The sequence below is a fragment of the Methylovirgula ligni genome (assembly GCF_004135935.1).
Classification (GTDB): domain Bacteria; phylum Pseudomonadota; class Alphaproteobacteria; order Rhizobiales; family Beijerinckiaceae; genus Methylovirgula; species Methylovirgula ligni.
The window spans coordinates 1,939,326-1,951,500 of the sequence record NZ_CP025086.1 but is presented as its reverse complement, the minus strand read 5'-3'; the positions used below and the strand labels follow the sequence as shown (position 1 = coordinate 1,951,500).

Genomic DNA, 12,175 nt, shown 5'->3' with positions numbered 1-12,175 from the left:
TGCTTGTCGTTCGGATCAGCGGCCGGGTGTCTCACCGTTGTAAGAGCCCATGCCCTCTTCCTTGCGCACCGTATAATAAGCGACGTCCATCGTGCTCATATTGATGCAGGTGACGTTGACGCTGACGCTTTCCTGATCGGCGGTCGCGTTATAGCCGATCACGGATTTCGGATTGAGAACCTCAGTGCAGACGCATTGGCCGGCGCCGTGGCAACCAAAACTCGCGGCCTGTGCGGCGAGCGGCACACTGCTCATCAGCAGTCCAGCGATCATTAGCATTCTTTTCATTTTTAGCTCCGTCGGTGGAATGATCCTGCGCCCTCCGAAAGTGCTTCGCCTTTCAGCGCAGCCATTTGCGAAAGCACGCGTGCGACGACGTCGGCCTTGACCACATTCCTCCCCGGACAATCATGATGATCGCGAGCGCATTCCTTATGGAAGTGCAGCCCGTGTACGCCAAGCTTGAAGCCATCCGGCCGCAATCCAAGCTTGCTATGCAATACTGCCAGAGCTGCCACCGCATTATCGCGGACCTGGGCTCCGGGGCCCGTATCGAAACTTTCCGACGCGTAATCGCCGACCATTTCCATCCCGAGCGTCAGATGATTCCAGCACGAGACGGAGACACCAACTTGCGTCAGGTCGCAGAGATTCCAAATCAAGTCCTGTGCCACAAACAGGTGGACGCCGGAGTGCCAGTGCAAAATGTCGTGCTCATAGTGCTTCTGAGCCACAATACGCTGTTTGGCGGGATGGTCCGGGCTGAGCCAGGTCGCGAGGCTGGGTATGCCTGTATTGTGCAGCGTGATGAAGCGCGGCCGCCAGGCATCCCACGTTAATCCTGCGACGAAGCTGGCAAATTCCGCCAGCGTATAGGCTTTCGGCTCAGTGAGGAACGTCATGGCCGCACCGCCATTGCGACGACCGTCCGGCCGTAGCGGGTGCAGCGCGGGCCGCGCCAGACGCCGGAATTGTAGGCGCTTGCGACGGCGCACCAGCCTGCCCGCCGATGCAAAGCCAGGGCGAGCCTGAGGTAACGCACGCCGGCCTCGATCCCCGCCGGCCCGTAGAGATTGCCCGTGACGCCAACCTGACGAGCGGTTTGCGGAAGAACCTGCATGGCGCCGCGCTCACCCGCCGCGCCATGCATGGACATGCGTAAGCCCGACTCGAAACGGGCGATCGCCAGCGCCAGCTTGACCGGAACGCCCAGCGCTTCGGCTTTTGCGCGCACGAGAGCCGCGACGGCCCCGCGCCCAAAAGCGCCAGTGGCCAATTGCAGATTCAGATCGGATGCTTCGCGCCGAACCGGCGACGGCGACGAAAAGACATCGATCCTGACGCGATAGGCATCGCCCGGAACCAAAGTCCAGGTTTGGGCGCGTGCCGCTGCCTGCACATGCGGCGCAACGGCAAAAGCCTGAACGAGAAACAGGCACAAAGCGACGAGCACAGCGCGCGCGAACGCGCCGCGGGAAAGCGGTCGTATCATTGTTCACCTGGGGTTGAGAGCCGCGCTGGGCGGCCGGTTACAAAGCGACGCGATCAATTTTGTGCGCGCGCAACATCATCGCTTGACGTCAAAAGGGGAGATTGAGACGGTGCATCCCGCCCGCGCAGAGGACCGCCTTTATGCACGCCCCGACAAAAATTAACGCGCCAGCCCATCAGCCAAACTCGTTTGAGACCTATTGGTCAGACGCTTTTCCGAAAGTCGAAGGCTGGGTCGACGCGCGACTTGCGCCCTGGGTTCAGTTGATCGGCTCCATTCAGCGCGATCAGAACATCCGCGGCAATATCGGCGAGATCGGCGTCTATCACGGCAAATTCCTCATCGCCCTTGCACATCTGTCGCGGCCCGGCGAAAAGGTGACCGCGATCGACGTGTTCGACGATCAGGAAAAGAATCTCGACGGCGCCGGCGTTGGAAGCCTCGAGCGCTTGCGGAAAAACATAAGCGCCTACGCTCCGACCGCGCTCGATTACGAGTTCATAAAGGCCGACAGCATCGCGCTGACGCCGGTGGAAAAGGCAAAGATCATGGAGAGCCGGGGTCCGTTCCGGCTATTCTCCGTCGATGGCTGCCACACGGCGGAACATACGTTCAACGATCTTCTCACCGCGCAGGATTTCCTGTCACCGGGCGGCGTCCTCATCCTGGACGACTTCATGCAGCCCCATTGGCCGGGCGTCACCGAGGCGGTCCATAATTTCTACGGCAGAACCGTGCCGCGCATTAAGCCGTTCCTTTACGCCTGCCATAAGCTGTTTTTCGTCGGCTATGGCTGGCATTCCACATATTTCAAAGCCTTCGCGGAACAGGCGCAGGGACGCTCCGACATGCGCATCTCGTCCAATTTCGGCAGTTCCGTTGTCACTCTCTATCCATAACAACGCAGCTTATCCCGCCCGCCACGCGCTTCCGTCGCAAAACACGGGACACTTCGTTGCGCCGCCACCAGTCAGCGTCGCGAGGAAGACCGGGGACGCCGCATCGGTCACAAGGGCCCGTGCGCCGGCGAGCGAGGCTGACGCCGCGGGCAAAGTCGCAACCGTATAAGCCGCGGTTCTGACAAGGCCGTTGACGTCTACCGAACATTGCGGCGTCGTCGTTCCAACCCCGAGATACCCCGATTGATCGAAGCGCGCAGCCTCGGCAAGTATCGTCGTGCCGTTGGCCGTGACCTGAAAATTGATATACGAACCTTGCGCGGCATCCGTCCAATTCTGCGACGCGATGAAATTGATCTTCATGCGATTTGAGGCACTGAAGCCCGTCGCGCCGTAGCCCCGGCCGCCGAACGCAAGCAACGTGTCCCCGGCTTGAGTGGACGAAGGTGAGGCTGCGGTTCCGCGCGCACCGCGCCCGACATACGCCGGGGTCGGCGCGCTGGCGCCGCCGTAACTTTCGACAATGCAGAGGTTGGGACCGGAGGCGGCCGTATAGAGCAGACAACCGCTTGGCATGGCCAGGGGCGTGCCGGTCGCGTTGAATATGGCGGAGGCCGCGACGAGCCCGAAGCTGGCCGTCACGACACCGGACGAACTCGCAATGTCGAGCGCGTCATACCAGGTGCTTCCGTCCGGCGAGACCTTGAAGTGAAAATTGTCGTCGCCGCAGAGTCCGATTTCGGCGCGGCCGGAGAAGGCGTCCTGATAAAGAAAGGACGCGGTGTTCGTTGCCGCTGCCTTGTTTATTTTTACGCGCACGTCGCCCGTGCCGCCCGAAGCGGTCGGGACGTCGTTGAAGAGGATATTGTCGGCGGCGACGCTCAACGGATTGCCCGGGTCGACGGCGGTGCCGATGCCCAGCGCGGCGAGCTGCCCATTGCCTCCGGCCGGCACAATCTCCGCAAGTTTCGCCGCCGCAAAGCCGCCCGCTGTCGTGCCATCCTGAACGACGGGGCGATTGTTCGTCGTATCGACGACGACCTCGCCCTGCGCACCGGTGAAGGCCGCAACCTGTGCGGCCGTTCCGCGCCGAAGTTGCAATTGCTCGCTCATCCCACGGCTCCCAGATCGATTGCGTCAATGACGGCGCCCGCACCGACCGTGCCGAAATCATCGGCAATGGCCACCGCATCGCTCGCCTGCCCGAGATCGGTCTGCAGGCCGGAGGCGAGCTGCGCGGCGACCGGATCGGCCGATCCGCCGCCGGCGGGCGAAAACGTATAGGCGGTGCAATCGGAGAGATCCTGCAAGCCGCCGCCGAAAATGTTGAAGCTCTGAAACTTCAGATAAAGCGGCTGGCCGATGTAGGAATTGGGCAAAGCATATTTGAAGATTGCTCCGTCCAGCCGAGCGACCGACGCGCCGATGGCATGGGCGACTGCGCCAGAGCCGTAAAGCCCGCGATAGAGGCCCGTCAGTTGATACGCATTCGCTCCCGTCAGTGTCGCCGTTTCATAGGTCATGAATTCACCGCCGACGATCATGAGTGTCACGGCCTGTGCCGCGGCGGCCGCCGTCGTGCTGGCGAGCGCGCCGCCGCTTTCCGCCAGATTGACGGACAAAGTGTCGGTGAGATCCGGATTGACACGGGAATAGGCCGGCAGGGCTGCGGCAAGAACGCCTTGGCGCGCCGGAGCGCTGACCTGGCCGATGGCGACATAGCTCGCGCCATCCAGCGACGCCCAGACATTCGCGCCGCCCCAGTTCGGATCGACGAGGCCGCCGCTGCCACCTGATAGCGCGATCCAGATCTGCGGCGTCGCCCCTGCGAGACTCGCGGGGGGCTCGAAGATGACGGGCGCGTTTACACTCGCCGGCATCGCCGTGCGGTTGAATGGCAGAACATTATTATTCGTCTGCACCGGATACGCCACCGCGGTCGCCGTGCCGCCCGGAAACTCCTCGGCCGTGATGCTCAGTAGGCCGTCACCATCCTCCTGCACTTCAATGATACGGACGGCGACGTTATCGAGTCCGAGATTGGCGTCCGTCAACGTGACGAGATCCATCGGCTCCAGCAGGCAATATTCCCAGGAGAGCTTGAACTCATAGAGATTGCGGATATAGAGCCCGCGCTGAAGAATGAGCTGCGCCGAAGTCTGCGCGACATTCGGATCGCAAATCTCATGCGCGGTGACCGTCGAGGCGATACGCAGACCGTAAAGCTCGATGGCATTCTGATCGAAGGCCGTGATCGGCGTCGCGTCATAATAATTGGAACGCTGGCTAATCTCCACGCTCTGCATGTTGTAGGCGGCATAGGGATCGCTGCCTGCTCGATGAGCACATGAAGTTGCGCAATGGCCTCGGCCGGCGCGCCGTCTTCATTGGCGCGCAGGATCAGCGTGCCTTTCAGCTCTTCGAGCTGACCGAGGATTTGCGCGAGCTGGGCGATGTCGCCGGCGTCCTTGGCGAAACGCCGCCACTCGCGCGAGCCGTCCGCCTTCACCATCTCGAAGACAGCTTGCGGCAGGCACGGCAGATCGACGAGCGAGATTTCGCTCGGCGCGGCGGTGTAGCGCGTCACGCCGTCATCGTCCGTCCAGCGCCGGGCATAAGTGCCACCCTGCGAAAAGCCGGTGTAGACGCCTTCCTGCACCTTGTTCCATTCGGAATCATCAACGACCTTGGCGCAGATCTCGATCTGCTTTTGCCTGTCGTTGAAGTTCAGCGCCGTCACCTTTCCGGCGGCCACGTTGCCGTGCATGGCGCGCAGATTGCCGCGCGATTTACCGCCGGAGGATTGCGCGATTTCCTGCGACCATTTCTCGTAAAGCGGCTTGGTCGAGGCGTAATCGCAAATCTCGCCGGCGCGATCCTCGGCTTCCGCCGTCGCGACGCCATAGACGAGGCGCTGCTGCGCATCGACCTTGATGATCAGAATGAACATGTTGAGGTCTGACATGAAGACTCCTTGAAGGTGTTTTCGAGCGAAGTGAAAAGGATCGCGTTACGAAAGCGCGCTAGATAACGAGAGAAATGCGCAAAGAAAAACCGCCGACGCGAAAACGTGGCGGTAAAAAATTTGTTGCTCGACGCGTTAGGAATCGATGGCGGGTTTCGTCGAACGATCAGCTTTCTTCGTCGGGTCGTATTCCTACCTCTGAGCGCCGCCGTTCAATCTCGGCGTCGTAGCGGGCTTGCTGCATTTCCATGAGCGCGCTTGGCAGGGCGAAGGTAAAAAGAAACGAGGTTATTCCGACAAACAGATAAGCACGCTCAATCCAAAGCCTCCAGAATTGATGCTCACACAGCGCTTTCTCAAGGATCACCGATACAAACAGAAGAGCTATCGTCAAGAGATAAAGTGTAAAAAGAACCACGTGCCATGATAATCGTTGGTACATTTGGTTCCGGCGACCTTCGGCGATTCGCCAAGACCCCGATGGGATTAAACCGGGGTCTCCAATTATTGTTATAATGGCGATGAGGAAGCCCGCGAATACGGTAAAAACCGTTATGATGATTAAAATGACATCTGAATTCTGATCGACAAAAGGTTGCGCATAATAGGATGAGACTGCGCCAACGATCGCGCAGAGAAATATGAAACCGAGTCTCTTCATTGCTCCAGCACGCCGGCATCGTTTAGGGCGCTATAGAAGTGATTTAACTCTCGCCAAGTCTTATCTCGATTTACGGTTTTTCCATCCGCATCAAGTAAGATCGTTTCTTTGATGAAGATCTCATCGGGGCTTATTTTCTGGCCTTTCTTCGTTACGATAACATAGTCATCTTCTTTATTTGCTTTTCCGACGATGTCGGCTGCCATTTTTTCGAGATTTTTATACCCCAGATCGAGTCCGTTCGAAAACCTTCTGTCGACCTTTAAGACAATCGTAGCTCTGAGCGCGTCAGGCGTAACATCATTCGGCTTCTCCAAAAAAGCTTTCACGAATTTTCCGACCGCTCCTATAGTTCCAGCCATTTGGGCTTTGCGAGATTCGTAATCGGCTGTCGCCTTGTAAAGCGTACCCCTGATCTCAAGCTCCTTTACCCCTTGGCTGTGAAGCAGCTTCAATTTGGTTATGTCCGCCGCCTTCATCAATTCGAACTTTGTTGAGTCACTTCTGATGCGAGCTTTCCTGAAAAGTTCACGCAGGAAATAGCCGATCGCTCCGTCACGCATTCCCGTTGTACAAAGACATACGTGGTCGTGCCGAATAAATAGCAACGCGTCGCCGTCAAGCCATTCTGCGTCTTGAGGTGGCTTTTGAACTCTTAAATCCAATTCCGCCGCGCCAGGAGCCGCCTTCGGGACAACCGAAGCAGGTTCTCCGGGCGTATCAGACGTGATGTGCAAGAATAGGCCGCCGCTGGAGCCATCTTTGTGTTTTGCGATGCGAGTGATCTGACCGCCGTTGACTATCTCCCTGTCGCTCACGGTCGGCAGCTTTTTCAGGGCGTCGCGAACACACTTTTCAAGAGTAGTGTTAGCTTCATCCAGCCACTCCGCTCGGCGATAGCTTATTGTTTTTTCGCGCTTTGCTGCCATGCCAAGTCCCGTCCGCATGCGTCAAAAAGAGCATATTACGGAACTGCAGCGTGGCTATATTGATTATCGGGCGAGATCACAAGATTTCTAGCGCCCAAAAAATTGGTAAATTATCAAGTCAATTGAATGCGTTACATGCCTATTTCCCGCAATCGCTTGGCGGCGTCTCCCCGGCAAACCGGGCCGTCATCCAGGCAATGGCTTCAAGCGCGCTCTTCATCGCCGCGCCGCCGTGGCCGACGCCCGGCATCAGGTAAAGCCGCGCCTTGCTGCCGCCCTTGCAGAGTCTGTCGAAATAATTCTGCGTCACCGCGGGCCGGATGATCGCATCATCGAGGCCTTGCGCGAGAAACACCGGAATGTCGCGCGGGACGGGCCCCGGCGTGTTCTTCGCCAAGAGATCGCGCCAGGGTTCGACGTCGGCCGGGTGCGCGACGGTCAGAAAATGCTGTTCCAGCGGCCGCGTCGTCCGGTTGCGGACCGAAATATCCCACGGCCCTTCGATACATTCCCGCGCGAGCTTGTCGATCGCCGGCATGGCGCGCGGATCGACGACTTTATCCATCGGCGCATCATAGACGCGCTGCCAGGACCACAGCGTCATCGCGGTGATGTTCTTGCCCGCAGGTGTCGAAAGATCGTCGTCCATTAAATCCGCAAGCTCGCTCGCCGGCGCGGCCGCGGCGACGCCGAGCAACGTCAGCTCCGGCGCGTAGCTCTTGGCGATGAGGCCGGTGAAGAGCGCCGCATGGCCGCCCTGCGAATGGCCCCAGACGATGAAGCGACTGCCGCCGCCCGCGCCCGGCAGGCTGCGTGCGACGCGCACGCTGTCGATGACGGCGCGGGCCTCGCTGAGCCCGACGAGATAGGGATGCGGCCCAGGCGTGCCGAGGCCGGGATAATCCGTCGCCGCGACCACATAGCCATTCCGTACCATCGTGCGCAGGCCCTGCACCTGCTGGAAGAAGAACAGCGCGAGCGAGGGCGCGCAAGGCGGCACGATGCCGGACGTCGGATGCGCCCAGGCGACGATGGGTCTACCGCCGGGCGGCGGCGCGCCTTGCGGCACGATGACGACGCCGGAAACGAGGATCGGCCTGCCGTCGAAACTCGTCGAGCGATAGAGCACGCGATAGGCGGCGGCATTAAGCGGCGCGCCTTCCATCGCCTGCGCACGCACGAGCGTGCCGGGCTTGCCGCGCGCATCGACGCGTGGCGCGTCATAGAAAGCTGTCTGCGCGGCGGCCGATACCGCGAGAAGGACAAAGGCCAGCAACCAGGCGAGCCGCATCATCACAGGCCGTAGAGAATCTTGAGGTCGCCGCTGGCGCGCAACGCGATGCTGAGGCCGTTCTGCAACAGCGCAATATGATCGAGCGTGGCCGAGTCGAGATGGCCTTCCATGCGGAAGCCGTCCTTCAAAGGCCGCGTCAGACTTTTGTTCGCGGCCGCGAGCAGCCGTTGATACGCCTCTTGATAGAGGATTTTCGCCTGCCGCAGCCGATCGATAAGATCGGCATTGCCGCTTTCTTGCGCCAGCGCCTGGGTTTTGGCAGCGAGGGTCGCGAGATCGGGAAGCTGCAAGGTCTGCGTGTCGGGATCGATCTTCGGCGTCGCGGAGAGATAATACCAGGTGCCGGCATCAGGCGCGGTCTCGGTGCTCTTCGCGATTTTCAAGCCGACGATGAGCTTGCCGTTCGACGGATAGATCTTGACATCCTCCAGCGTAAGTTTGCCCTTCAATTCCGCGGCGGCGACCTCCTTGATCTTCTGGCTCAGGAAATCATAGCCAATGTTCACCGGCAGGATGACTTCGAACTTGCCGGGCGCCTCGATATCGCGGCCGAGCGCCGGCAAAGGCGTGGCGGCAACCGGCGCCGGCGCGACGCCGACACTGGTTGCGGCATTGCCTTCAATCTGCATCACACCCCACAGCACGCGCCGGTCGGCGCGCACGCCGGCGAAGGCGGCGCTTTGCGGCGTAAGCTGCAACCAGACGGGCGGATTGTCCGCAAGCTCGATCGGCGTGAAGGCATGGCGCCAGACGGTCGCGGCCTTGTCGTGCAGATCGAGCCGGCGCACGGCCTCGGCGGCACGCACGCGCACGCGGGCGAGTTGCTCGCGGATGCGCGGTTCGACATACCGCGCGAGCTGGATGTCGCGACCGAGCACATGAAGCACCGGCGGCTCGGTCCAATGGTAGCTGTCGCTCAAACGCAGATCGAGCGACCAGTCGTGCCGGAGCATCGGCCGCGCCTCCGCCTCGACCGAGACGCCGGCCTCGGCGTTGCCGTGGATGCGCCGTGTGAACCTGTTCGCGCCCTGCCCGCTCACCGCGCCGAAGATCGGCGTCGAACCGATGAGGGCGTCACCGCGGCCGTAAAGCGAAATGGGGCCGGTGCGCTCGACATAACCTTCTATGTCGCAATTGGCCCGGACGCGAAAGAAAAGAACACGCCGGTGAACGCACTGGACGCGCTCATCAAAGGTCGCAAGCCGGCGCGGCACATCACGCTCAATGTCGCGGGCAAGCGTCGGAATGCTGAACTCGATCGTCGCCGAAACGCGGGATGGCGTGACATAGGCCGCTGCGGGCTTGTCGGGGCTGACGGGCGGCGCCTCATCGGCGCGGACGGATGGACATAAAACTGTTGCAAAGAGAAGTGCAGTCACCCCGCGAAGACACGCCGCCGCTTTACCCATCACCACGCTCCGCGCTCAACACCTCTGCAATTAATCCGGCTTAAAGGGACTGGCGTCAAGGTTGAAGGACGTTATCCTCGTCGAACTTTAGCGCCTGCTCTAGGTCGCTTTCGCAAGCATCTTTGGCGCGTCGACTATGACACCGGTGCGATTGAACTGTGCCTCATGAACTGCCATCCCCGATTCGCCTTGATAATTCGTGCCTGCGAAAGATCGAAGTCGAGGGCCGAGGCAGGAACCGCAGCATCGGGCACCTCGATTCAGACGGCCCGGGTAAGTCCTGAGAGAAGGCGACGAATGTCGATCACGGCTGATTTGAAGTTCGATTCAGCAAAGCGACGAGGTCTGCTTTCGTCAAAAACTTTCCGCCCATGGTGATGTGACGGTAATCATCCGGAATTTCGGAGAGTTTGTTCCTCACGGAACGATCGCCAGTCTTCGCGAGCAAATAGAAATAGAGGAACTTGGTATCGATCGCGAGGCCATAAAAGTCTTCCATCTCCTGTTCAATGGGTGCGCCGCTCAACTCACGCAAAGCACCTTGATCGTCGCCAATTTTATCGAGGATCTCGGCAATGATCTTGAGCGGAAGACATTGGCTATTAAAGAGCGCGCCATCTTTGCGCAAAAGATCAATTGCCTCCTGATATCGGCCCTGCTTTATGAGAGCCATCGTTCTCCAATAAATTTCGCTAGCTTTGTCTTCCTGCGTCACGGCATGGTCGCGTGCGCTGTCAAGCAATGAGTAGACGGAGGCCCAAGCCTTCTCGCGCATGAGCTTTTGAATGTTTCTAACTTCTTCGGCGCTAAATCGCATTAGACAGGATTTCCCCCGCAACGTTCGCTCACAAACCCTTTCGCGCAGCCGTCGACGGTTTTATGGCTGCCAAGCTTGGCTCGATCTGGATGAAATGGGTGCAACTCTAATAGCCTAAGACAATACTCTCGCGCGCTTTCCCATTCCTCGTCGCATCCGTCGTCATCGATAAGAGCAGTTCTCCCCGATGACGACGCCGGTTCTTTGCCATTTGGCGCAAACCGACCGCCGTGATGATCGCCTGATCCCGCAGGCCAGCGCGGATGCTGATCTTCATCCCAGCTCGCTGATTTATCAATCCTTGATACGATGGACGATTTTGAAACATCGTCGTCAGTCCCCTGTCCCAGCGCCACATAGCCGCCGCCCGTGAGCGTCATCGGCGTGCTCGCGGCGGCATCAGGAAACGGATCGCGGCCGAGCGCGGCGCGCGCCTCATTGATCGTGATGATGCCTTTCGCCGTATAGCTCGAAAGGATTGCTTCCTGCGCCTGCGGATCAATCGAGGGCTCAGCGCTCCAGGAAAATTCGAGATCGGGCGCGTCGAATTCCTGCGCGATAATCTGGTCGATGAGATCCTTCACCCAGGCGAGAATGGGGGCGAGGCCCTCCTCTTCCGCGATCTCTTTCTGCGTCTCCGCCGTGGCGCGGTTCGTCTGCTGCGTCAGCGCCTGCGGCGAGATCGAGAAGGCGAAGCAGACGATGCGCGCCAGCCATTCGTCGAACGGGCCTTTGAGATCCGGCTCCTTGGTCTGGATGAACGTTTTGGCGACGCCGCCAGGCACAAACTTGGCGCGCCGCCGGCGGCCGAGATCGCCATCGAAATAAGCGTCCCAATATTTCTGATAGGAGGCGATCTGGTCCGGCGTCCAGTTCTCCGGCACGCCGATGAGGCTGTCGGGAATATTGCCCTGCGTGAAATAGTCGAGCAGATACATCTGCCGGCGCAGCGCGATGTTGACGCTCGTGACGATCTGCTCGACCGGGCTGAAGCCATAGGCGCGATTGACGCGGACGTTGCGCGGCCGGTAGATGATGTCGCGCAGCGAATAATCGACAGCCGGGTAGCCCTTCAGCACTTGCTGATAGGCGACCGGATAGATCATCGTGCCGTCCGCGGCATAGGGCTGCGGCGTGCGGCCCCAATCGTCGATCACCGGCTTGATCGTCGCGCCGTCGAGCGGCAGCAGCGCGGCGAGGCGGCCGGCACGATCGCGTTGCAGATAGAGCGTCGGCGCGTCGATGACGAACAATTCTTCCAGCAGCAGCCGCAGCCAGTCGCCGAACGTGTGCAACCCGTCCGGCCGGGCGAAGAACTGGCGCAACGCCGCGATGCGCGGATCGGCACCGGGCTGCTTGCTGCGCGGACCGATGTTCCAGACGAGGCGCGCGACCTGATCCTTGCGCGTCTCGATCACGAGGCGCAGCAAATCATAGCCTTCGGCGAGTCCGCGCAAGGTGTGGAACGAGATAGGCTCGTAGATGCGCGGCGTCGTCGCGAGATTATAGCCGGAGGGATAATCCCACTGCCGCCCCGAGACCTCCGGCGGCGCCAGCGGCGTAATCGGCGCGAGCGGGCCGAACCAATCCGCCCCCTGCCCGGCCGCCCCGGGCTGGCCATAGCTCACGCTCACTTCATAGGGACTGAGCGGCCAGCTCCGCTGGCCTTCGCCGCGTTGACTCATGAACATTCCTTTTTGCTCCGAGCG

Annotated in this window: 12 protein-coding genes; 1 reads left to right on the top strand and 11 read right to left on the bottom strand. The window is 60.2% G+C overall.

What is annotated here, in order from left to right:
• Positions 1-15: 15 nt before the first annotated feature.
• From CWB41_RS09365 to CWB41_RS09355, 3 genes are read right to left on the bottom strand one after another with little or no spacing between them, the layout of a single operon-like run.
• Positions 16-288 (bottom strand): hypothetical protein, encoded by a 273-nt coding sequence (locus tag CWB41_RS09365; RefSeq protein WP_129396454.1) that lies wholly within the window; start codon positions 286-288, stop codon positions 16-18.
• 2 nt (positions 289-290) lie between these two features.
• The gene (locus CWB41_RS09360) at positions 291-902 is read right to left on the bottom strand and encodes a peptidoglycan recognition protein family protein (RefSeq protein ID WP_115836968.1); all 612 of its coding nucleotides are present in this window, start codon (positions 900-902) and stop codon (positions 291-293) included.
• Positions 899-1,492 (bottom strand): transglycosylase SLT domain-containing protein, encoded by a 594-nt coding sequence (locus CWB41_RS09355; RefSeq protein WP_115836969.1) that lies wholly within the window; start codon positions 1,490-1,492, stop codon positions 899-901. The genes CWB41_RS09360 and CWB41_RS09355 overlap by 4 nt, the downstream gene beginning before the upstream one ends.
• Before the next feature lie 140 nt (positions 1,493-1,632).
• Here CWB41_RS09355 and CWB41_RS09350 point away from each other — a divergent pair, with 140 nt between their 5' ends.
• Positions 1,633-2,391, top strand: coding sequence for a class I SAM-dependent methyltransferase (locus tag CWB41_RS09350; RefSeq protein WP_115836970.1), 759 nt, complete (start codon positions 1,633-1,635; stop codon positions 2,389-2,391).
• A gap of 9 nt (positions 2,392-2,400) precedes the next feature.
• Here the strand turns inward: CWB41_RS09350 and CWB41_RS09345 are convergent, their stop codons facing one another.
• The 8 genes from CWB41_RS09345 to CWB41_RS09305 all read right to left on the bottom strand — a co-directional run bounded on the left by CWB41_RS09345 (position 2,401) and on the right by CWB41_RS09305 (position 12,151).
• Positions 2,401-3,504, bottom strand: coding sequence for a hyaluronate lyase N-terminal domain-containing protein (locus CWB41_RS09345; RefSeq protein WP_115836971.1), 1,104 nt, complete (start codon positions 3,502-3,504; stop codon positions 2,401-2,403).
• The gene (locus CWB41_RS09340; protein ID WP_245441019.1) at positions 3,501-4,688 is read right to left on the bottom strand and encodes a phage tail protein; all 1,188 of its coding nucleotides are present in this window, start codon (positions 4,686-4,688) and stop codon (positions 3,501-3,503) included. Before CWB41_RS09340 ends, CWB41_RS09345 begins: the two co-directional genes overlap by 4 nt.
• A gap of 834 nt (positions 4,689-5,522) precedes the next feature.
• A complete protein-coding gene (locus tag CWB41_RS09330; protein ID WP_115836973.1) occupies positions 5,523-6,017 on the bottom strand; it encodes a hypothetical protein in 495 nt (164 codons plus the stop codon).
• Entirely contained in the window at positions 6,014-6,946 is a 933-nt protein-coding gene (locus CWB41_RS09325; protein ID WP_115836974.1) for a hypothetical protein, read from the bottom strand. Before CWB41_RS09325 ends, CWB41_RS09330 begins: the two co-directional genes overlap by 4 nt.
• Positions 6,947-7,085: 139 nt before the next feature.
• Positions 7,086-8,240 carry an alpha/beta fold hydrolase gene (locus tag CWB41_RS09320; protein ID WP_115836975.1) on the bottom strand — a complete coding sequence of 385 codons (1,155 nt, stop codon included), beginning with the start codon at positions 8,238-8,240 and terminating at the stop codon, positions 7,086-7,088.
• Positions 8,240-9,649, bottom strand: coding sequence for a DUF4403 family protein (locus CWB41_RS09315; protein WP_115836976.1), 1,410 nt, complete (start codon positions 9,647-9,649; stop codon positions 8,240-8,242). The genes CWB41_RS09320 and CWB41_RS09315 overlap by 1 nt, the downstream gene beginning before the upstream one ends.
• 304 nt (positions 9,650-9,953) lie before the next feature.
• Positions 9,954-10,466: a hypothetical protein gene (locus tag CWB41_RS09310; RefSeq protein ID WP_129396453.1), complete on the bottom strand. Its 513-nt coding sequence runs from the start codon at positions 10,464-10,466 to the stop codon at positions 9,954-9,956.
• Positions 10,466-12,151, bottom strand: a complete 1,686-nt coding sequence (locus tag CWB41_RS09305; protein ID WP_115836978.1) for a phage portal protein — start codon at positions 12,149-12,151, stop codon at positions 10,466-10,468. The genes CWB41_RS09310 and CWB41_RS09305 overlap by 1 nt, the downstream gene beginning before the upstream one ends.
• Between the last annotated feature and the right edge of the window lie 24 nt (positions 12,152-12,175).

What these genes read in the sequence shown, in the direction of transcription:
- CWB41_RS09365 (WP_129396454.1), bottom strand. Translation starts at nt 288, where the DNA reads ATGAAAAGAATGCTAATGATCGCTGGACTGCTGATGAGCAGTGTGCCG.
- CWB41_RS09360 (WP_115836968.1), bottom strand. Translation starts at nt 902, where the DNA reads ATGACGTTCCTCACTGAGCCGAAAGCCTATACGCTGGCGGAATTTGCC.
- CWB41_RS09355 (WP_115836969.1), bottom strand. Translation starts at nt 1,492, where the DNA reads ATGATACGACCGCTTTCCCGCGGCGCGTTCGCGCGCGCTGTGCTCGTC.
- CWB41_RS09350 (WP_115836970.1), top strand. Translation starts at nt 1,633, where the DNA reads ATGCACGCCCCGACAAAAATTAACGCGCCAGCCCATCAGCCAAACTCG.
- CWB41_RS09345 (WP_115836971.1), bottom strand. Translation starts at nt 3,504, where the DNA reads ATGAGCGAGCAATTGCAACTTCGGCGCGGAACGGCCGCACAGGTTGCG.
- CWB41_RS09330 (WP_115836973.1), bottom strand. Translation starts at nt 6,017, where the DNA reads ATGAAGAGACTCGGTTTCATATTTCTCTGCGCGATCGTTGGCGCAGTC.
- CWB41_RS09325 (WP_115836974.1), bottom strand. Translation starts at nt 6,946, where the DNA reads ATGGCAGCAAAGCGCGAAAAAACAATAAGCTATCGCCGAGCGGAGTGG.
- CWB41_RS09320 (WP_115836975.1), bottom strand. Translation starts at nt 8,240, where the DNA reads ATGATGCGGCTCGCCTGGTTGCTGGCCTTTGTCCTTCTCGCGGTATCG.
- CWB41_RS09315 (WP_115836976.1), bottom strand. Translation starts at nt 9,649, where the DNA reads ATGGGTAAAGCGGCGGCGTGTCTTCGCGGGGTGACTGCACTTCTCTTT.
- CWB41_RS09310 (WP_129396453.1), bottom strand. Translation starts at nt 10,466, where the DNA reads ATGCGATTTAGCGCCGAAGAAGTTAGAAACATTCAAAAGCTCATGCGC.
- CWB41_RS09305 (WP_115836978.1), bottom strand. Translation starts at nt 12,151, where the DNA reads ATGAGTCAACGCGGCGAAGGCCAGCGGAGCTGGCCGCTCAGTCCCTAT.